The 20,218-nt window shown below is 48.7% G+C and carries 22 protein-coding genes; 14 read left to right on the top strand and 8 right to left on the bottom strand.

The window, feature by feature from the left end:
* Window positions 1–197 precede the first annotated feature (197 nt).
* The 5 genes from VV089_RS16680 to malQ form a co-directional block, all read right to left on the bottom strand.
* Window positions 198–1,154, bottom strand: coding sequence for a Gfo/Idh/MocA family protein (locus VV089_RS16680; RefSeq protein WP_172540323.1), 957 nt, complete (start codon window positions 1,152–1,154; stop codon window positions 198–200).
* A 38-nt stretch (window positions 1,155–1,192) separates the two neighbouring features.
* Window positions 1,193–2,578 (bottom strand): UDP-N-acetylmuramoyl-tripeptide--D-alanyl-D-alanine ligase, encoded by a 1,386-nt coding sequence (locus VV089_RS16675; protein WP_334336672.1) that lies wholly within the window; start codon window positions 2,576–2,578, stop codon window positions 1,193–1,195.
* A gap of 138 nt (window positions 2,579–2,716) precedes the next feature.
* Window positions 2,717–3,769, bottom strand: a complete 1,053-nt coding sequence (locus VV089_RS16670; protein ID WP_334336671.1) for a D-alanine--D-alanine ligase family protein — start codon at window positions 3,767–3,769, stop codon at window positions 2,717–2,719.
* Between the two features lie 70 nt (window positions 3,770–3,839).
* Window positions 3,840–4,571, bottom strand: a complete 732-nt coding sequence (locus tag VV089_RS16665; RefSeq protein ID WP_172540609.1) for a lysophospholipid acyltransferase family protein — start codon at window positions 4,569–4,571, stop codon at window positions 3,840–3,842.
* 9 nt (window positions 4,572–4,580) lie between these two features.
* Complete coding sequence (malQ, locus tag VV089_RS16660; protein ID WP_172540608.1) at window positions 4,581–6,101, bottom strand: 4-alpha-glucanotransferase; 1,521 nt, start codon at window positions 6,099–6,101, stop codon at window positions 4,581–4,583.
* Between the two features lie 140 nt (window positions 6,102–6,241).
* Between malQ and VV089_RS16655 the strand changes: the two genes are divergently transcribed.
* From VV089_RS16655 to VV089_RS16625, 7 genes are all read left to right on the top strand, one after another.
* Window positions 6,242–6,643, top strand: coding sequence for a protease complex subunit PrcB family protein (locus VV089_RS16655; protein ID WP_334336670.1), 402 nt, complete (start codon window positions 6,242–6,244; stop codon window positions 6,641–6,643).
* A 29-nt stretch (window positions 6,644–6,672) separates the two neighbouring features.
* Complete coding sequence (locus VV089_RS16650; RefSeq protein ID WP_334336669.1) at window positions 6,673–8,259, top strand: DUF3794 and LysM peptidoglycan-binding domain-containing protein; 1,587 nt, start codon at window positions 6,673–6,675, stop codon at window positions 8,257–8,259.
* Window positions 8,260–8,629: 370 nt separating this feature from the next.
* Window positions 8,630–9,526 carry a 4-(cytidine 5'-diphospho)-2-C-methyl-D-erythritol kinase gene (gene ispE / locus VV089_RS16645; RefSeq protein WP_334337591.1) on the top strand — a complete coding sequence of 299 codons (897 nt, stop codon included), beginning with the start codon at window positions 8,630–8,632 and terminating at the stop codon, window positions 9,524–9,526.
* A 55-nt stretch (window positions 9,527–9,581) separates the two neighbouring features.
* Window positions 9,582–10,250 (top strand): GntR family transcriptional regulator, encoded by a 669-nt coding sequence (locus tag VV089_RS16640; protein ID WP_172540605.1) that lies wholly within the window; start codon window positions 9,582–9,584, stop codon window positions 10,248–10,250.
* Window positions 10,251–10,389: 139 nt separating this feature from the next.
* Window positions 10,390–10,650, top strand: a complete 261-nt coding sequence (locus tag VV089_RS16635) for a hypothetical protein (protein WP_172540604.1) — start codon at window positions 10,390–10,392, stop codon at window positions 10,648–10,650.
* Window positions 10,651–10,750: 100 nt separating this feature from the next.
* Window positions 10,751–11,575 carry a glutamate racemase gene (gene murI / locus VV089_RS16630; protein ID WP_172540603.1) on the top strand — a complete coding sequence of 275 codons (825 nt, stop codon included), beginning with the start codon at window positions 10,751–10,753 and terminating at the stop codon, window positions 11,573–11,575.
* Between the two features lie 3 nt (window positions 11,576–11,578).
* Window positions 11,579–12,028: a DUF1934 domain-containing protein gene (locus VV089_RS16625; protein ID WP_172540602.1), complete on the top strand. Its 450-nt coding sequence runs from the start codon at window positions 11,579–11,581 to the stop codon at window positions 12,026–12,028.
* 101 nt (window positions 12,029–12,129) lie between these two features.
* On the opposite strand, the gene VV089_RS16620 is transcribed toward VV089_RS16625, so the two are convergent.
* Window positions 12,130–12,570, bottom strand: coding sequence for a hypothetical protein (locus VV089_RS16620; protein WP_172540601.1), 441 nt, complete (start codon window positions 12,568–12,570; stop codon window positions 12,130–12,132).
* Window positions 12,571–12,702: 132 nt separating this feature from the next.
* Here VV089_RS16620 and cls point away from each other — a divergent pair, with 132 nt between their 5' ends.
* The 3 genes from cls (at window position 12,703) to spoIIID (ending at window position 15,765) form a co-directional block, all read left to right on the top strand.
* Complete coding sequence (cls, locus tag VV089_RS16615) at window positions 12,703–14,202, top strand: cardiolipin synthase (RefSeq protein ID WP_442891555.1); 1,500 nt, start codon at window positions 12,703–12,705, stop codon at window positions 14,200–14,202.
* 48 nt (window positions 14,203–14,250) lie between these two features.
* Window positions 14,251–15,345, top strand: coding sequence for a trigger factor (gene tig, locus VV089_RS16610; protein WP_172540600.1), 1,095 nt, complete (start codon window positions 14,251–14,253; stop codon window positions 15,343–15,345).
* A gap of 162 nt (window positions 15,346–15,507) precedes the next feature.
* Window positions 15,508–15,765: a sporulation transcriptional regulator SpoIIID gene (gene spoIIID, locus VV089_RS16605; protein WP_172540599.1), complete on the top strand. Its 258-nt coding sequence runs from the start codon at window positions 15,508–15,510 to the stop codon at window positions 15,763–15,765.
* Window positions 15,766–15,870: 105 nt separating this feature from the next.
* On the opposite strand, the gene VV089_RS16600 is transcribed toward spoIIID, so the two are convergent.
* Window positions 15,871–16,557, bottom strand: coding sequence for a 6-phosphogluconolactonase (locus VV089_RS16600; RefSeq protein WP_334336668.1), 687 nt, complete (start codon window positions 16,555–16,557; stop codon window positions 15,871–15,873).
* Between the two features lie 116 nt (window positions 16,558–16,673).
* The gene (locus tag VV089_RS16595; RefSeq protein WP_334336667.1) at window positions 16,674–17,210 is read right to left on the bottom strand and encodes a TetR/AcrR family transcriptional regulator; all 537 of its coding nucleotides are present in this window, start codon (window positions 17,208–17,210) and stop codon (window positions 16,674–16,676) included.
* Window positions 17,211–17,440: 230 nt separating this feature from the next.
* On the opposite strand from VV089_RS16595, the gene VV089_RS16590 reads away from it, so the two are divergent.
* The 4 genes from VV089_RS16590 to VV089_RS16575 all read left to right on the top strand — a co-directional run bounded on the left by VV089_RS16590 (window position 17,441) and on the right by VV089_RS16575 (window position 20,058).
* Entirely contained in the window at window positions 17,441–17,842 is a 402-nt protein-coding gene (locus tag VV089_RS16590; RefSeq protein WP_334336666.1) for a PTS sugar transporter subunit IIA, read from the top strand.
* Window positions 17,843–17,908: 66 nt separating this feature from the next.
* Entirely contained in the window at window positions 17,909–18,403 is a 495-nt protein-coding gene (locus VV089_RS16585) for a PTS system mannose/fructose/N-acetylgalactosamine-transporter subunit IIB (RefSeq protein WP_334336665.1), read from the top strand.
* A 22-nt stretch (window positions 18,404–18,425) separates the two neighbouring features.
* Window positions 18,426–19,223 (top strand): PTS mannose/fructose/sorbose/N-acetylgalactosamine transporter subunit IIC, encoded by a 798-nt coding sequence (locus VV089_RS16580; RefSeq protein ID WP_334336664.1) that lies wholly within the window; start codon window positions 18,426–18,428, stop codon window positions 19,221–19,223.
* A gap of 13 nt (window positions 19,224–19,236) precedes the next feature.
* Entirely contained in the window at window positions 19,237–20,058 is an 822-nt protein-coding gene (locus VV089_RS16575; protein WP_334336663.1) for a PTS system mannose/fructose/sorbose family transporter subunit IID, read from the top strand.
* Window positions 20,059–20,218 lie beyond the last annotated feature (160 nt).

Genomic DNA, 20,218 nt, shown 5'->3' with positions numbered 1-20,218 from the left:
ACAAAACATGTGAATCAAATTCATCAAAAATATACTTCAATGCACCTTCATATTAGCCTATCCTAAGCTAAATGTCAAGCATAAATAATGGAATTTTGTGGGAAAATGTTGCAAAATTCGTTTTTTTGAGAGAGCTCTGTGTGTATAGAAGGGGAGCTTTCCAATGTTCTTTTGTTTGTTTTTATGGCTAACCTGTTTTAGGAAAACCACATTTTTTGAATGGCGTTTAATACTTTTATGGCATTTACGGTCATATCCTCTGTCATAAGAGGGCTTTCGGTCAATCCCTTCCGGATACATTGCTCCACATGAAGAACTTCATACATGAGTTCGTGTTCGCAGGGGTATTCAAGAATTACAGGCTCCTGCCCGGGATAGTGCAGAATGGCTTTACGCGCTTTCCAGTAGTCCGGGATTTCGATATAGCCGTTTTCTCCATATAGATAACCTGTGTGGGCGGTGGTTACGGCAGTGCTTGTTTTGTTTGTGAAGAGAAGGCCGTTTTCCATCAGCAGGGAGAGGGAGAATTGATTTTCTACACGGGCCTGGCTTTTGGTGCACAGTCCGCTCCAGTCCGTAACCCTGCAGTCGAAAAGATACTGCATAAGCTGAAGGCTGTAAATAGCGTTCCCGTAGAGGGGGCCGCCGCCCTTTTCCGCATCAAAAAACCAGGTATTGTAGCCTGGGTCGAAGGAACTGGAGAAGTCAGCCATCCTAATGGCCCCGAAAGAGCCGGACCGGATCAGTTCTTTTAATTTCTGCACAACGGGAAGGAAGAGAACCTTCTGAGCCTCCATAATAAAAAGGCCTTTTTCCCTTGCAAGGGCGAACAGCTCCCGGGATTCCTGGACGCTTAAGGTAAAGGGCTTCTCACAGAGTACATGCTTTCCCTGTTCCAGGGCCATCTTTGCATAGCGGTAGTGTGCGCTATTGATCATGGCTACATATGCCGCATCAATTTCATTGGAACGCAGAAGCTCCTCATAGCTTCCATAGGCTTTTGGGACATTCCAGAGAGCTGCCTTTTCCTGGGCTTTTTCAAGATTTCTGGATGCCAGCGCAGAAGCCTCGCAGCTTTTTGCGGCTCGTACGCCCTTGATAAAGCGCGGGGCGATGGAGGAGGTGCTTAGGATTCCGAAGCGTAGTTTTTTCATGGCATTTCTCTCCTGGTTAAAGTCGTTGCGTGACAGCACTAAAGGGTAAAGCCGCTGGCATTTTTTAAATAATCTACAATCTCCCCAAACTCCATAAAATGTGAAGCTTTCACCAGGATTGAATCTCCTTTGGAAAGAAGAAGCGGCAAAGCGGCAAGCAGCTCTTCTTTGGAGCCAAAATGCCGGAAGGTGAGTGAGGGGTTTTTGGCCTCGATGCCCCGGGCGGTTTCCCTTGAGAGCTCTCCTACAAGAAAGACAGCGTCTATGCCGGCATCGGCTGCATGGCAGCCTACATTGTAATGAAGCAGCTTTTCATGCTCCCCAAGCTCGCCCATATCTCCCAGAATGGCGACCTTTCGTCCCAGAGCGAAGCTCAGAACATCCAGGGAAGCGCACATGGAGACGGGGTTGGCGTTGTAGCAGTCGTCCAGAATCGTCCATTTTTCCGTGTGAATCAGATTATTTCGTCCGCTGACAGGAGTGAGGCCTTCTATACCGGCCTTGATTTGCTCCGGGGTCAGATTCAGGGCCAGCCCCACGGCAGTTCCGGCCAGAGCGTTGTAGACCATATGGCGGCCTGGAATGGGGATATGAGCCGTAAAGCTTCCTGCTTTGGTTACAAAGGTACAGTGCGTGCCGTCAAGGCCCAGGTTTTCAATCTGCTCCGCATAGAGATCGTTAGAGGGATCCAGGCCGAAAAAGCAGGGCGTTGGGGTGCGGCTTTCCCGAAGGGTGATCAGCTTGTCGTCGTCGCCGTTTAAGATAACCTGTGCGCCGGGCTGGGCCTCTTGGAACATTTCTGTCTTGGCCTTTAAGATGCCGTCCCGATCTTTTAGATTTTCCAGATGGCAGAGGCCGATGTTGGTGATTACACAGAGATTGGGCTTTGCCATACGGCTTAAACGGGTCATTTCCCCAAAGTCACTGATGCCCATTTCCAGAACAGCGGCCTCATGCTCCTCACGGATACGGAAGATCGTCAGGGGAAGGCCGATTTCGTTGTTGAAATTACCTTCGGTCTTTAAGACGTTATATTTCTGCCCCAGTACGGCGGCGATCATTTCCTTGGTGCTGGTTTTGCCCACACTGCCGGTGATTCCCACAATGGGAATGGACAAGGTGCTGCGGTAGTATTCTGCCAGACTTTTCAAGGCTTCCAGGCAGGAATCTGCCAGAATGCAGGGGCCGGCCGGATGCTCGGGGACATGCTCACAGAGGACGCAGGCCGCGCCCTTTGCAAAGACTGAGGGGATGAAGCTGTGGCCGTCTACACGCTCGCCCTTGATGGCAGCAAAAAGATACCCTGGCTCAACCTTCCGGCTGTCGATGACAACACCGGATACCTCCAGGCTCTTTTTTGATTCCTCTCCTATATAGGTTCCTTTGCAGGCACGAGCGATTTGGTTTAATGACATTTCTTTCATAATAGCAGTTCCTATTCCGTTGAGGTTAAAATAAGATTTACTTTACCGTCACAACTAAATTCATAAACAGAAAATCCGGTATCTGAGAAGTGTAGCATTGGGAGCGGTTTTGCATAATGGTTTTGTCAAAGATACAGATTATGCCTGCCGATACCGGGCAAGGGAGACTTCAATCAGTTTCTCGCAGAGCTCTTCAAAGGACATCCCTACAGCCGCAGCCTCCTGCGGAAGCAGGCTGGTGGGGGTCATGCCCGGCAGAGTGTTGGCTTCCAGGCAGTAAAAAGAGTCATCGGACGCATCCATCATAAAATCAATCCGGGCATAGGAGCTGAGCTTTAAGGCTTCAAATACCTGCTCTGCATAGCCCTGCAGCTGAGCGGTCAGTTCGCTGCTTAAGTCCGCCGGGCAGGTTTCCACGGTGCTTCCGGGCTGATATTTGTTCTTATAGTCATAGTAGCCCTGCAAGGGAGCAATCTCAATAACAGGAAGAGCCTTTCCGTCAATCACGCCCACGGAGAATTCCCGTCCGGAGATAAACTGCTCCACAATGACATCCTCCCCGAAGGTATAGGCTTTTGTAAGCACGTCTGGCAGATCCTCCGGACGCTCTACCCGGTAAGTGCCCACACTGGATCCGCCGCAGACAGTCTTTACCATGCAGGGATAGGGAACGGAAGCAGGATCCGCCTGCTGGCCGTTTTTCAAGGTGATGCCTGCGGGGGTGGGAATTTTGGCCTGCCGGAACAATTGCTTGGACAGGCCCTTATCCATGGCAAGCGCACTGCTTAGATATCCCGTTCCGGTATAGGGAATGCCCATCAGATCAAAGGCGGCCTGGATGCGGCCGTCCTCTCCGTTTGCTCCGTGAAGTCCCAGGAATACAATGTCAGCCAGTTCGCAGAGAGCCAGCACATTGGGGCCGAACATGCTTCTGCCGCCGTCCTTGCGCTGCTCTTTCAGACGAGAGAGATCCGGGTGGGATTCGGAAACGGCCCGGATATCCTTTGCCCAGTCAATGTCTTTTTCAAAAAGCCCTTTTGTCACAGGCTCATTGAATTCCAGGCCCAGATACACATCCAGAAGGATGGCCTGGTGGCCTCTTGCCTTCAAGGCATAGTAAATCTTGCTGCCGGAGCTTAGGGATACATCCCGTTCGGTACTGGTGCCTCCGGCCAAAACGACGATTTTCATATATTTTCTCCTCGTATTCCAGTTTCACTACTTATAATATACAGATAACCGGCGAGCCGTGTACACAGAGCTATATCAGGCTCTTGTTCTTATCCAGCATCTCCTGTATCCGGTTCTGGGTATAGGAGCCCAGAAACTTTTTCTCCTCCTTTGTCAGCTCCCTGGGGAGAATGGGGGCGCCATACTCCAGAATCACATGACAGGGGCGGATAAAAGGAAGATGGTTTTCAAATATTTCTGCGGAATTGGTAATGGCCATAGGGATGATGGGGCATCCTGTCTTTTCCGCAATTTTCATACTGCCTTCCTTAAAGGGAAGCATCTCGTCCGTGCGGTTCCTGGTTCCCTCTGGGAAGATGCAGATGGAAATTCCTCTTTTGATATATTCAATTCCCTGGAGGATGGTTTTTAATCCGGCCTTAATGTCCTTCCGATCCAGAAACAGGCAGTAGAGCGCTTTCATCCAGTCCCGGAGAAGCCAGTAGCGGAGCATCTCTACTTTGGCTACATAGCCTGTAAGCCCGGGGCATCGGGAGTAGGTAAGAAGGATATCAAAATAACTGCGGTGGTTTCCGATGTAGAGAACAGCCTGATCCTTGGGGACATTTTCCTCCCCGATGACCGTTAGGCGCACGCCGGTTACCTTGAGCATTAGCTTAAAGGCTGTCTGCACCATGTGCAGACAGCTATAGTCCTTTGCCTCTTGATTGAACTTTCCGATGACCCATTCGACCAGGAGAACGGGGATGCCCAGAAGCAGATAGAGAAATAACATCAGAACAATTATAATGAATCGTATCATTCATGCCTCCTATCTGCCGAAGAGCTCCGTCATCTGCCGTAATCCGGAAGCCATGCCGGAATTCAAATCTTCCCTGCGATAACGCCATTCCCAATTGCCAAGGGGCACGCCGGGGGTATTCATCCGGGCTTCGCTTCCAAGCTTCAGTACATCCTGGAGCGGGAAAATGGCGTAACGGGCAATGGTGCCCAGGCAGATACGGATAAAGTCCCAGCTGATGCTGGAGGCGTCCGTGTTCATATAACGGCGCACCTTATCCTTTGCATAGTCCGAAGTATTCTGATACCAGCCGGTGCTGGTGTCGTTATCGTGGGTGCCTGTGTAGCAGATACAGTTGCGTGTGTTCAATTGATGGGGCAGGAAGGTGCTCTCACCGCCCTCAAAGGCAAACTGCAGAATCCTCATGCCAGGGAAGCCTAAAGTATCACGAAGATGCTCAACCTCTGGGGTGATCAGCCCCAGATCCTCTGCGAAAATGGGAAGATCGTCTCCAAGTTCCTTTTGGACAGCCCGAAAAAGCGCCTCGCCCGGTCCCTTTTTCCAGGTGCCGTTGATGGCTGTTTCCTCCTTGGCGTCCACTTCCCAGTAGGATTCAAAGCCTCGGAAATGATCGATGCGCAGGTAGTCTACCTGGTCAATCTGATTGCGGATACGGGCAATCCACCACTGGTAGCCCTCCTTTTTGTGAGCGTCCCAGTCATAGAGGGGATTGTTCCACTTCTGGCCGGCAGCGCTGAAATAGTCGGGGGGAACGCCTGCCACGGAATCCGGATAGCCGTCCTCGTTGACCTGGAACAGATGCCGGTTGGCCCATACATCGGCCCCGTCCGGGGACACAAAAATGGGAATATCGCCGATGATGGCAATGTTCTTTTCATTGGCATAGGTTTTCAGATCATACCACTGTATATAGAATAAGTATTGTAAAAACTTTTGATAGGCAATACCCTTGGCCAGCTTCTTCTCCCACAGGGGCCGATCCTTGGCGGAAAGGCTGCGAAGCTCCTCGGGCCATTCTGTCCAGGGGGCTTCCTCCTGATCCTCTCGGATGGCCATAAACAGGCAGTAATCCGAAAGCCAGAAGGCATTGGCCTCACAGAAGGAATTGTATTCCTCAAGGAAGTTTTTATCTGCAGTATGGCGGAAGGCCTCGTATGCCTTCTTGTAAAGGCCGAACTTGTAGGCGCGCACCTTCTCATAATCTATCCGTGTTGCGTCGAAGCTGGGAATATCCTTCAGATCCTCCTCGGTCAGAAGCTCCTTTTCCTTCAAAAGCTCCGGGCTAATCAGCAGAGGCTCTCCGGCAAACACGGAATAGCCCTGGTAGGGGGAATTGCCGTAGGAGGTAATGGGAACCAGAGGGAGGATCTGCCAGAGATGCTGCCCAGAGGCTTCCAGAAAGTCAACAAATTCGTAGGCACCTTTTCCAAAATCCCCGATTCCGTAGGGGGACGGAAAGGAAGTGGGGTGCAGTAAAATGCCGCTGTACCTGTGATTCACATGGTCATCGGCAGAGGTTTTAAAACGCATAGTACTTCTCCTTTCGCGGTACGGCGGATAGATCAAGCAGGCCGTAACCGGATTCTTCTTTTCCCATTATAATAAAGATAACATTAAAAAACAAGGATAATACAAGCTTTTTCCACGTAAATATAAGTGAGGTGATGAATATGTGGAAACGGATTCTTTTAATCGGCAGCATTCTGATTTTTCTTTCCGGGTGCAGCATTCAGACAAATGAACAGGAAAAGCTTAGGGATCTGGAATATACGATTGTGGAAGAGGGGAAGGCTCCGGAGGGATTGGAGGCGATTCTGGAAGAAAAACGGAAGGGGGAGTTCAAATTAACTTATGAGGAGGAGGGGCAGCTTTACCTGTGTATCGGCTATGGGGAGCAGAAGACAAGCGGCTACAGCATTGCAGTCAACGAGCTGTATCTTTCGGAAAATGCCATTTATTTTGACACCAGCCTTATCGGCCCTAGCAAAGAAGAGCAGGTAGCGGAGGTATCAAGCTACCCCTGTCTGGTGGCGCGGACGGAATATGTGGATAAACCGGTGGTATTTCAGTAGAGCTTTCTGCATAGATTGGTAGAAAAGAAATGGGAAAGCAGGTGTATGTTATGGAGCTTGTTCGCAGAAATATACATATGAACCGGCGAAAGGGAAAAGCAGTCAGCCAGATGACTCTGGATGATGACTATAATATTCCGGATAACATGCCGGATGCCGGTATGATTATACAGGAAAAAGGAAGTATTGAGATCGGAGAAGTACGGGTGGAGGCGGGCCGGGTGAAGGTCAAAGGCGCCCTGAACTTTTTTGTGCTCTATATGGAGGAAGGGCCGGAGAGCGGATTACATAGTGTACAGGGGCAGATTCCTTTTGAGGAAATGATGAATGTAGAGGATGCCAGGGACGGAGACAGCTTACAATTAAAATGGATGCTGGAGGATGTGTCCTCGGCTCTGATCAATTCCAGGAAGCTGAGCATCAAGACAATTGTAACTCTGGAGCTTTGCGTGGAGGAGCTTTTTGACGTGGAGGTGCCGGTGGAGGCAGAGGATTCTGAGACAATCCAGGTAAAGACCTGCCATGTATCCACAGCCGGTCTGGCTGTCCGGAAGAAGGACACCTGCCGGATTAAGGATGAGATGATTCTGCCGGCCAACAAGCCCAATATCCGCCAGCTGCTCTGGCAGGATATCTCTATGCAGGGGACGGAGCTTCGGATAGGCGAAGGCGAGATTCTTGTTAAGGGCGAGCTTGTGGTGTTCGTTCTGTATGAGGGCGAGGAGGAGAGCGGAAAGGCATTCTGGATGGAGCAGGTGATTCCTTTCAGCAGTCATGTGGATGTGAGCGGCTGCCGGGAAGGGATGCTTGGAAATCTCGGAATTCTCCTGGCGCACAGCGATCTGGAATTGAAGCCGGATTATGACGGGGAACTTCGGGTGCTGAATCTGGATGCGGTATTGGAGCTGGATATCCAGCTTTATGAGGAAGAGCATCTGAGCATGATCTGTGATCTGTACAGTCCGGTACGGGAGCTGGAATTGATTACGGCGCCGGCGGTTTATGAGAGCATTCTGGTGAGCAATTCTTCGAAGTGCCGGGTGGCGGACCGGATGAAGACCGGAAGCCCGGAGGTGCAGATTCTTCAGATCTGCCACAGCCGGGGCGAGGTGAAGGTGGATGAGACTTCGATTACGCCGGAGGGGCTTCTGGTGGAAGGTGTCATCTCCATACAGGTTCTTTATGTGACTTCGGATGATAATCACCCGTTCCTGTGCCTGAAGGATGTGGTTCCTTTTGAGCATCTTGTCGAGGCTTCCGGGATTGGGAAGGATAGTGTTTATTATATTCAGACTTCCCTGGAACAGCTTGGGGTTACTATGGTGAATAGCGGGGAGCTGGAAGTGAAGGCGGTTGTGCAGGTGAATGCGCTGGTGCTGAACCGGGTGAGCATGGAGCGTATTTCGGAGGTTGAGGAGCGGCCTCTTGATATGGATGTGGTGAAGGGGCTGCCAGGGTTTTTGATCTATACGGCGCAGCCAGCGGATACGCTTTGGGATATTGCGAAGGCTTATCATACTACGGTGGATTGGATTTGTGAGTTGAATGAGTTGAGCAGTGATCAGATTCGGCAGGGGCAGAAGCTGCTGCTGGTGAAACAGATGGAGAATTTGTAGAGAGGAGGGATGGATGGACGGGGCAGGCAGAAAATAAGCCCTCCGGTATTTCCGCATCTGGTGTTCGGACGGTTCACGTACACACTGTCTGCTCTGTGTGAACATTACCTTGGAGTGTTTTGGGGTATGGGATGCTTTGGGGTAATGTTCGCCCATATCAGACAGTGTGTGCGTGAACAGCCGGACACCTGGATATCGGAAATGCCGGAGGGCTTATTTTCTGCCTGCCCCTGATTTTGGGGGCGGCAGGTGTGGGGGATGTAAGGGGGTGGGGATTTGGTGTATTTTTGGGGTTGTGTGGGAGGGGGAAGTTTGTTATACTTTTGTGTATACAAAAAACAGAGGAAATACAATGGATTGGGAACAGAGGATGGGTGGAATGGATAGGATGCAGCTTAGGGCTATGGCGAAGATTAATCTGGGGCTGGATGTTCTGCGTAGACGGGAGGACGGGTATCATGAGGTCCGGATGATTATGCAGACGGTACATATTTTTGATCAGCTTCAGCTGGAGAAACGGCGGGAGGAGGGGATCCGGGTTCGGACAAACCTTTATTATCTGCCGGAGAATGAGAATAATCTGGTGTTTAAGGCGGCGAAGCTTTTGTGTGATGAGTTTGGGCTGCCGGGGGGGATTTCCATTGAGCTTAAGAAGTATATTCCGGTGGCGGCCGGGATGGCGGGGGGAAGCTCGGATGCGGCGGCAGTGCTTTTTGGGATGAACCGGATGTATGAGCTGGGGCTTTCTGTGGAGGAGCTTATGCAGAGGGGGGTCCGGATTGGAGCGGATGTGCCTTACTGTATTATGCGCGGGACAGCTCTGGCGGAGGGGATTGGTGAGGTTCTTAGTCCGCTTCCGCCGCTTCCGCCTTGTACGATTCTGGTGGCGAAGCCGGGGATCGGAGTTTCTACACGTTTTGTGTTTGAGAATCTGAAGGCGGATGAGCTTGAGCGGCATCCGGATATTGACGGGATGATGGAGGCTCTGAAAAAGCAGGATTTGAAGGGGCTTGCAGGGCTTATGGAGGCCGGGAATGTGTTGGAGACGGTGACGGTTCCGGCTTATCCGGTGATTCAGAGGATTAAGGATGCGATGCTTCGGGCCGGGGCCCTTGGGGCGCTGATGAGTGGGAGCGGCCCTACGGTGTTTGGAATTTTTGACAGCAGGCAGGCGGCGAAAAGGGCTTACGGCGTCCTGAAACGGGGACATCTGGCGAAGCAGATTTTTCTGACTACGCCTTATAATAACCGGAGTTTCGGCGGCTGATGAAGGAAGGGCCGATTTGTTTTCTGATATTATGGTACGGAAAGAGGAGCGAAAGATGGGTAAGGAAATTCGCACAGTGATCAACGAATATCTTCCTCTTCGGGATGTTGTGTTTCAGACGCTCAGGCAGGCGATCCTGTATGGGGAGCTTAAGCCCGGGGAGCGTTTGATGGAGGTGCATCTGGCGGAGCGTCTGGGGGTGAGCCGGACGCCGATCCGGGAGGCTATCCGGAAGCTGGAGCTGGAGGGGCTTGTGGTGATGATTCCACGCCGGGGAGCGGTGGTGGCCAGTATTACGGAGAAGGATCTCAAGGATGTGCTGGAGGTGCGCCGCACGCTGGAGATTCTGGCCGGTGAGGTGGCCTGTGAGCGGATTACACCGAAGCTTCTGGAGGAGCTTAAGGAGGCCGGAGAGGAGTTTGGACGTTTGAAGGATGCGGAGGATGTCAACTGTCTGGCAGATGCGGATGTGCGTTTCCATGAGATTATTTATGCGGCTACGGAAAATGACAGGCTGATTCATATTCTGAATAACTTAAGGGAGCAGATGTACCGTTACCGGCTGGAGTATCTGAAGGATAGGGGCAGCAGAGAGCGGCTTGACCGGGAACACAATGCGATTTACACAGGGATTAAAAATGGGGACAAGAAGGCGGTATGTGACGCTGTGTGTATCCATATCGATAATCAGGAAGCGGCTATCTTAGCCGGAATCCGGGACTAGTACAGCGAGATACTGATGATCCGGCAGTAAGGTCATACAGACAGGTATAAAATAAGAAAATTATGGGAATTCTCTGGAGGACAAGATTCGGTTCCGCGGCTTACGGTCAGGGAACGGAAGAAAATTCAGGAGGAGAACCATGAGAAATAAGAATAAAATGCAGCTGTTGATTCTGGCCCTGTCTGTGATGATCGGAGGCGCGGGGACTTTTCTGTACGCCGGACGGGTGGCTCAGTGCAGCCCGGCTCCTATGGCTTTGATGGCCTGGTGGGGAGGCGTTTATCCGGAATACTGCCTGTCCGGGGCTGTGGAAGCCGTAGAAGAGGAAGCGGACAGCGCTCAAGAGACAGAGAAGCAGGTCAGGATTCGTTTTAAATATCTGACTTTTCTAAATGACTGATGGAAGGTCAGGAAATTTCCCACATGGATGTGTGGCTGGAAATTGATTTCATATCTGTGTGTTGTAAGAGATATTACGGAACTGGAATAGGAGGCAGGACATGAGTGATGTAAGGGAGGCGCCGATAGGGGTCTTTGACTCCGGCGTGGGAGGTCTGACGGTAGTGAGGGAGATCATGCGTCAGATTCCCCAGGAGCGAATTGTATATTTTGGGGATACGGCCCGGGTGCCCTACGGAACGAAATCCAGGGATACAGTCATCCGCTATTCCCGGCAGATTGTCCGCTTTCTGAGAACCCGGAGGGTAAAGGTGATTGTCATTGCCTGTAATACGGCCAGCGCCTATGCGATGGAGACCTTACAGCAGGAGATAGAGCTTCCGGTGATCGGGGTGGTGAAGCCGGGGGCCCGGGTAGCGGCCCGGGAGACGCCCGGCGGAAATATCGGCGTTATCGGCACGGAAGCCACGGTGGGAAGCCATATTTACAGGGATTACATACAAAGCCTGCGGCCGGAGACACAGGTGTTTGAAAAGGCCTGTCCTCTCTTTGTCTCCCTGGCGGAGGAAGGCTGGTGGAAAGACCCGATTACCGAGGCTGTAGCCAGAAGATATCTCCAGGAGATGAAGGATCGGAAGGTAGATACTTTGATTCTGGGCTGTACCCATTACCCCCTTCTGCGCTCTACGGTGCGCAAAGTGATGGGGGAGGAGGTCAACCTGGTGAATCCGGCTTATGAGACGGCGGTCAGCCTTCGGGAGCTTTTACGGGAAAAGCAGATTGATAATCAGGGGCACAATAAGACGGGGGAGAACCCTTACGAGTTTTTTGTAAGCGATGCGGCTGAGCGCTTTAAGGCTTTTGCCAATTCCATTTTACCTTTTGATATTACAAGCACACGGCAGATTCAGATAGAGGAGTTTTAAAGTATGACAAAGGAAGTACTGCTTACCATTGCCGGGCTTCAGCTTCTGGAAGGAGAAGAGGGGGTTCCGGTGGAGGTTGTAACGGCAGGAAGCTATTATCATCGGAATGGGAAGCATTACATTCTCTATGATGAGGTAGTAGAGGGCTGTTCGGGCCATATTCACAATACGGTGAAAATCGGGGAGGAAAGCCTGGAGGTGATCAAGAGGGGCATTTCCAATGTGCATATGGTATTTGAAAAGAATAAGAAAAATGTGTCCTGCTATGCAACGCCCTTCGGTAATCTGACCGTTGGGATTATGGCGCATCGGATACGGATAGAGGAGAGGGACACAGACATTGATGTGGAGGTGGGCTATTCCCTGGATGTGAACGACGAATATCTGGCGGACTGTTCCATACAGCTGAATGTGAAGTCCAAGGACGCTGGAGATTTCCGTCTGCACAGGTAAATGGATGCAGGGGCATGCATTAATGGGATACCCGTAGGGTATACAATCCAGGATCTAAAAAAAGAAGCGCCGGAAATGAATCTGCGCTTCTTTTTGAATCCTTATTTTTTAAACAGACGCTTGAAAAAGCCTTTCTTCGGGGGCGGTGTCTCAAGTCCTCCTCTTGCGCTTTTGATGGCGCTGATGTAGATACCGCTGACCACTACTTTTACCTCCCGCTTCACGGGAATCAGCTCGAATACTTTATCGTCACAGACCAGTGTCATTACCTTGGGGCCTACCTTTGCCTTAACGATGGGAAGCTTATTCCAGCGCAGAAGCTTGGGCGTTTGTTCGATGACCTGTGAGGGAAGCCCGGATTGTGAGATCTTCATGCGCTTCTTGTCAATAACGAGCATACTGACGGTCTGGGCCATGGCCTCCATCTGTTCCTGCTGGACAGCCTGACGCCGCTGTGCCTTTTTTCCAAAAAAATATAATGCTGCCAATACGGCTATAAGGACAACAATAATAACAATCAGAACAATACTAAGTGTTGACATGGACTCAATTCCTCCTGCGTACTTGAAACAAAAGATATTATAACAGTTTTTCTGGTAAAGCGCAAGGGAAAATGATATACTAGCAAATAAGGCGTTGAAAAGGAAATGGAGAACCGGAAATAGAGAACCGGAATGAAAGAAGGCATTATGTTAGCTGTCCTGGAAGGCTTGTGGAATGGACTCATCCAGCTTATAGGATTCTGGATGGATCATCTGATTTTTATCAATATTATATTATCCATTGTGATTGTGTTTTTTGAACGCAGGGAGCCGCGGACGGTCTGGACCTGGCTTCTTTTGCTGTACTTTATTCCCATTCTGGGAATCTTTTTGTATTTTTTTATCGGACATGATTTTCATAAGCAGCATATGTTCCGGACAAAGGAGATCGAGGATGCCATATATTCTGCCATCAGCAAGCAGGAGGAAATCATCATCCGGGACGAATTCGAGCCCAAGGATCCGCGGCTCCGGAAATACCTGGATGTGGTACTGATGAACCTGGAGGCGGCGGACGCCGTGTATACGGCGGACAATGATATCAAGATTTACACGGACGGGAAAGAAAAGTTCCGGGCCCTCTATGAAGCAATGGAGAAGGCGGAGGAATACATTCATATCCAGTATTACATCATCCGGAACGACGAACTGTGGCAGGCATTTGAAAAGCTTCTGACAGAAAAAGTCCGGCAGGGGGTGGAGGTACGCCTGTTGTATGACAGCATGGGAAGCAGAGCCATGAAGAAAAGGGACTGGAAGCGCCTTCGGGAGGCCGGCATTCAGGTGGGAGAGTTTTTCCCGGCCCTCTTCGGGCGGCTGCAGCTTCGTATCAACTACCGGAACCACCGTAAGATTGTGGTGATTGACGGGAAAACAGCCTTTGTGGGGGGCTTTAATATTGGAAAAGAGTATGTGGGGATGGATCCAAAGTTTGGTTATTGGAGGGATACCCATTTACAAATCTGCGGTTCTGCGGTACTCTCTTTGCATATCCGTTTTATTCTGGATTGGAATTATGCCACAAAACAGAATCTTTTTATAACGGATCGGTATTTTGAAGAATATAAGCAGGAACGCTGCGGGGAGGAGGCAGTCCAGATTGTTGCCAGCGGACCGGACTCCAAGTGGCAGAACATCCGCAATGTGTACCTTAAAATGATCAGCAAGGCCAGAAGGAATATTTATATTCAGACCCCCTATTTTATTCCCGATGAGACTATTATGAATGCCATCCGGATTGCAGCCATGTCCGGGGTGGATGTAAGGGTGATGATTCCCTGCAAGCCGGATCATCCTTTTGTATACTGGGCTACTTATTCCTACATCGGCGATTTGCTGGAAGCCGGGGCCAAATGCTATACCTATGACAATGGATTTCTCCATGCCAAAGGAATGGTGGTGGACGGGGTCGTAAGCTGTTATGGGACAGCCAATATGGATATCCGCAGCTTCTGTCTCAATTTTGAGGTAAATGCGGTGATTTACAGCGTACAGACGGCTGAGCGGCTGGAAGCTTTGTTCCTGGAGGATTTGAAATACTGTACCAGGGTGACGCCTTATCTCTATGGGAAAAGATCCTATGTGGTGCGTTTGAAGGAGCAGTTTTCCAGATTGTTTTCGCCTCTGCTGTAAAAAAGGATGCAGAGATGGATATGGAAGAACTTAAAAAGGAGAATGATTATGAAAAAAAGATGGATTTTGGCATTGGCTATTGCAGGAGCTCTGGCGATGACCGCAGCCTGCGGCGGAAAAGAGGAAGCAGAGACAAATGAGGCGCCGGTTGAAACCGAGACGCAGACCCAAGAGAGTAAGAGCAAGGTAGTCAAGCTTGGGAATTACAAGGGTGTAAAGGCAGAGGCCGTCAGCACAGAGGTGACGGAGGAAGAGCTTCAGGCGGAGATTGATGCTCTGCTGAATTTTTATCCGGCTACAAAGCCGGTGGAGGGCAAGACGGTCATAGAGGAAGGGGACACGGTGAACATTGATTTTGTAGGCCGGATGGACGGAGAACCCTTTGAAGGGGGCAGCTCCCAGGATCAAGGCTATGATCTAACCATTGGATCCGGTTCTTTTATTGCAGGCTTTGAGGAAGGGCTGATTGGGAAAGAGATTGGCAATACGTATGATCTCAATCTAACCTTTCCGGATCCCTACAAGGTAAATCCGGAAATGTCCGGAAAAGAAGTTGTATTTGAAGTTACGGTTCACGAGATTGTGGAGTATGTAGATGCTGAATGGACGGATGAATTTGTGGCGAAATATACGGAATATGATTCCATAGAGGCATATCGGGAGGGCACAAAGGCCCTGCTGGAGACAGAAAAGGTGCAGAACCAGCCGTCAGAGTGGGAAAACCGTGTGATCCAGGCAGTGGCGGCGGATACGGAGTTTGAATTTGACCAGGAGGAGATTGAGCTTATAAAGACAAATATTGTCCAGGAGTATGAGATGTACGCCTCCCTTTACGGCGTAGAGATGGCGGAGTTTCTGAAGTATTATATGAATGGCATTTCCGAGGAGGAATTCTACCAGCAGGCTGCGGAACGGGCGGAGAATCAGCTGAAAAGCCAATTGGTGATTGAGGCTATAAGGGAAGCGGAACAGATTACAGTGACGGAAGAAGAATACCAGGAGGGATTAAAAGACCTGGCCGAACAGTATGGAGCAGAGAGTCCGGAGGCGTTCGAGGAGCAGTACGGCCGGGAGACGGTGGAGGACGGTCTGATCTTTGACAAGACTGTTGACTTTGTAGTGGAGCAGGCGGTGGAGATTTAGCCTGCCGTCTGTCCCGGATTTCGTCCGCTTGCCGGCCTTTGGCTATACAAAGATGCAAAATGTCCGGCGTTTATATTCAGAGTAAGAATAGATTTTAAGCCCCTGGAATAATCCTGGTTTTTTACTCATAAGATGTAAAAAACGTTCTCAAGGGGGATTACCTTGAAGGAATATATCGAAGAACGGGCGGTGGCCATCGCTAATTACATCATAGAGAACAATGCAACGGTGCGGCAGACAGCGAAGCGGTTCGGGATTAGCAAGTCCACGGTACATAAGGACGTAGCCGAGCGTCTGACCCACATCAACCCGTCTCTTGCCAAGCAGGCCAGAATCGTACTGGATATCAACAAATCAGAGCGTCACATTCGGGGCGGAATGGCTACAAAGGAGAAGTATCTGCATCAGAAAAGCGTGTAGCAAGGATCTTTCATAAAATCAGAGTGGGGATAAAAGGAAGAGGGGGATTTTCAAAATTGCTTTGTGAATTTTGGAATATCCCCCCTCTTAAGTGTTCTTGGGCTGCTACAGCGCTAATTTTGAGGCGGCAGGCTTGTCTATCAAGACGATGACATCGGGATGCAGCTTCAAAAGTGTAGCCGGAACTGCAGAAGAAATCCCTTGTGCGAACATATCTGCCACAGCCTGCGCTTTGCTTTCGCCATTGGCAATAAGAAGTATACGCTTTGCAAGAAGAATGTGAGAAACGCCCATAGCAATATAGCTGCCGCTGGGACGAACCTCTTTATGAGCTCCAGGGGCCAAAGCGTCGTTTGGGCGATTCATTCCAATATGTGCGTCCTCGCCGATTCCCAGAATCTGCATATCCAGGCGGCTGCTGGGCAGACTGCTCAGCAGCCTGTCGTATTTTTGACATTCAGCAGAGATATCTTCAGGCTGGCTGTCCGGAAGAAGCAGTTTTTCCGGAGAAACATCTGTTTCGTCCATAAAGTGCTTATGGAAATAGCTTCTGCAAGTAGAAGGATCATCCTTTGCAACCCCGATTTTTTCTTCCAGATTGTAAAACCAGGCATCAGCAAAGGAGACCGTCTTGTTTTGATAGAGGCGGACTAGCTCTGCAAACATGCCAACAGGAGTTTTTCCGGCAGTCAATCCCACGTGGCTGTCTGGTTTTAATAGAAGCTGCGCCGTAACGACATTTGCAGCTGCCCTGCTCATTTCTTCATAAGTGTCGTAGATGTGGAGTTTCATAAAAATACCTCTCTTTCCTTAGCAATCGCTCGTTTTTTCTTACTATCTTAGAATAAAAGACGAAAATTGCAAGAAGAAAGGAAGGGATAGTGACAAAAGTCTGAAAATTGTAACGCTTAATAATTGTCGAATTTTGTCATAATATCATAAATGGTGATGCTCATCTGCTCAATATTTTCTGTCATTCCGTTTTTCGTCCAATCTATGAGGATTTTAAAGAAAATACCCACCAGTGCGGAGATCTCATAGTCGCTTTGAAAACCATAAGAATAAAGCAAAAGATAAAAAGTAGAATGAAAATGCGCTTCAATGGCATTGAGAATGAGATCTGTCATATGAAAATGTATCAGATCGTTCATTAATTCTTGATTGGCATAAAAAAATTCACAGGTTCTTAAAATCATATTCGGAAGGTACATGATCTTATCTGCATTGTTTTCGTTGATTCCCAGCTTAGTCGTATTGAAATAATCAATAATAATATCTTCAATTGTTTCATAATTGCGGTAGAATGCCATCCTGGATACGCCGGCTTTTTTGGTCAGCTCTGTAACTGTTATTTCATGAAAATTTTTAGATTGCATCAAAATCAGGAGAGCAGTAAAAAGGCACTCCTTGACGAAAATATTCTTTGGATTTCTGGATTTTTCCATGTTACATTTTCCTCGTTTTTGTAATAATTAGTTAAAAAATCAAAGAATTTAGTGTTACAGATTTTGAAATTGTCACTATTGACGAAAAGAGTATTGAAATAAATAAAAAAATAGGTATATTGTATAAAAAGAAACTTTGCTGTAGTTGTCGAGTAATACAAATGATATTTATTATAGTTGATACAGCAGAAAATTTCAAATAGTTTGTCAGTGAAGGGAGGGGGATTGACTTGACGGGAATTTTATTGCTAACACATGGACAGTTCTGCGAGGGGATCATTGAAGGCGTGAAAATGTTCATGGGAGAGGCTGAAAAGCTGGAATGCCTTAAGCTCTGCGCCGACGATGATGTGATGATTTATCGAAATCAGGTAGCGGATCACATCAAAAAACTGGACGATGGGGACGGAGTTCTGATTTTGACAGATCTGATGGGGGGGAGCCCCTACAATGTGGCGGCATCCTGGCTGAACCAGCTTTCGGCGGAGTGCGTTACAGGAGTAAATCTTCCAATGGTTTTAGAAGCGCTGCAGGCGCGGGAAGATATGCCGGTACAAGAATTGGCAGAGCATTGTATAAAAGCGGCAACAGACGGGATTGTCAACGTCAGGAGACATTTAGGCCTTTCATAGCGAAAAGCCGGTATCCTTCTCCAGAGAAGGATTTGCGAAACTTTAGATGAACAGGAGGAAATAAAGGTGGCCAAAATTGAACTAGCGAGAGTGGACTTTCGGTTAATACACGGACAGATTATCACCAGATGGAGAAAGGTAATTAATATTAACAAAATCATTGTGATTGATGACATTCTTGCAGCAGATGAATTTATGACAAAGGTGTACGCATCTGCCGCTCCGGCTGATATTACGGTAAAGGTTTACACAGAGGAAAAGGCGCTGCGCCTTTGGGGAAAGAATCAGTTTGGAACAGGAGCAGTGATGATTTTATTTAAAGATATTGCAACCTGCAGCAGAATGATTAAAGAAGGACTTCCTCTGTCTGAGGTACAGCTGGGAGGCGTGCCGCATACGGAAGAAAAGAAGCTGATTATGAAGGCCGTTTCTCTTAACAATGGAGAAATGAACCTGATAAAGGAGCTGTATGAAGACTATGAAGTGAACTTTACAATCCAGGTAGTTCCCGAAAACGCCAAAATGGAATATGCCGAGATTGTGAAAATATTTAATAAGTAACCATAAGAAGGAGGTACATGTTATGTTAGGTGTTGCTTTGTTTTCCGGAATCTGGTACGCCATTGCAGGCTGGAGACCAGGTTACAGCACACATGAAATCTGGATGTTCCCATTGTTCTCGGCATTGCCTATCGGTTTGATTATGGGAGATGTGCCAGGGGCTATGGTCATTGGCTGCGCCATCAGTATGATGTATGTAGGTATGGTGGCGCCCGGCTCTGAGATGCCGGCAGATATGTCTTTGGCGGGGTTAATCGGCATCCCCATTGCATTGTCTATTGGCGCTGATACAGGAACAGCCATTGCCATTGCAGTTCCTTTCGGAGTGCTGGGAGTATTCCTGAATCAGATTCGAAGAATTATTAATGCGAAATTTGCACATATGGCTGACAAATGTGCATTAAAAGGCGATACAAAAGGAATTGCCAACTGTGCGATGTGGTATCCGTTGATTATGAACCTTGTAACCAAGTTTCCCTTTGCGTTTATCGGCGTATATTTTGGCTCTACTGTCATTGAGAAGCTTCTGGAGGTTCTTCCGGATTGGATTTTAAATGGCTTATCCGTAGCAGGAGGCGTTATGCCGGCTATTGGTTTTGCCGTGCTGATCGGAATTTTGAGTGAGAGAAAGAGTATTTTCCCGTTCTTTTTCCTGGGCTTTTTCCTGGTTCAGTTCTTTGGAGTCAGCAGCATTGCAGCGGCTTGCTTTGGAGTTCCCATCGCAGTGATTATTGTACTTATGCAAAAGGATTCTCAGGAAGAGATTATGGTACAGGTAAAAGCGGCTTCTTCTGTGGATGATGACGATGATGATGAGTGAGGAGGGTGAAAAGATGAGCGAGGCAAAAATGAGTTCTAAAATAACAATAAAGGATCTCTGGATCACCTTCTGGAGATGGTGGCTTTCCTGTGAGATGTCCAATTCTTATGAGCGTATGCAGTCCATTGCCTACTGTTTTGCCATGATCCCAGTATTGAGGAAGCTGTATCCGGATAAAGAAGCATTTACAGAAGCATTGCAGCGACACTTGGTATTTTTCAATACAGAGGGTATCTGCGGAAACGTGATTTTGGGTATGTCCGTCGCTATGGAGGAAGAGAAGGCAGAGGAAGGGGTTTTGACAGGAGATGCCATAGTAGCATTAAAGTCGGCCTTGATGGGACCTGTTGCGGGAATTGGAGATACCATTACCTGGGGAACCGTTAAGCCGCTGATATTTACAATTGCACTGACGGCCAGCGCCGACGGTTCTGTGATTGGATGGTTCCTGATGCTCCTGTTTGTCCCTGTGACTGTTGCCTATGGCTGGTATTTGATGTCCATTGGCTATAAGGTAGGAAAGAACGCCTTGGTGAAGCTTTTGGAGTCCGGGTGGATTAACCGCATTATTCTGGGAGCCAGTATTCTTGGTTTGTTCATGGTAGGTGCATTGTCTGCGTCTATTGTAACTTTGAATCTGTCGGGAACTTATATGAGCGCAGGAACTGAGGTAACTTATCAGAGTATCGTTGATGGCATTATGCCGGGGGTACTCCCATTGCTTTCTATCATGGGGATCTATGGATATATCAAGAAGAAGGGACAGAATTTCGGGGTATTGATTCTGATTATCATTGCTGTGGCTATGGTGCTTTCACTTCTTGGCATTGTATAAGATATCAAATAAGTTGATGCATATGCAGGAGGCGGTGGCGTTTCCGCCTCCTGAAAAATATACGGGGGATGATAAGATACGTGACAGGACAGTGGCCTTCACGAAGATAAAATGGAATATACCGTAGCTTTTCTGAGGCGGTATTTAGAAAAGCTGTGTA

Source organism: Candidatus Merdisoma sp. JLR.KK011 (assembly GCF_036941125.1).
Classification (GTDB): domain Bacteria; phylum Bacillota; class Clostridia; order Lachnospirales; family Lachnospiraceae; genus Laedolimicola.
The sequence above is the reverse complement of the archived record's forward strand: the minus strand, read 5'-3'. Positions and strand labels throughout refer to the sequence as shown.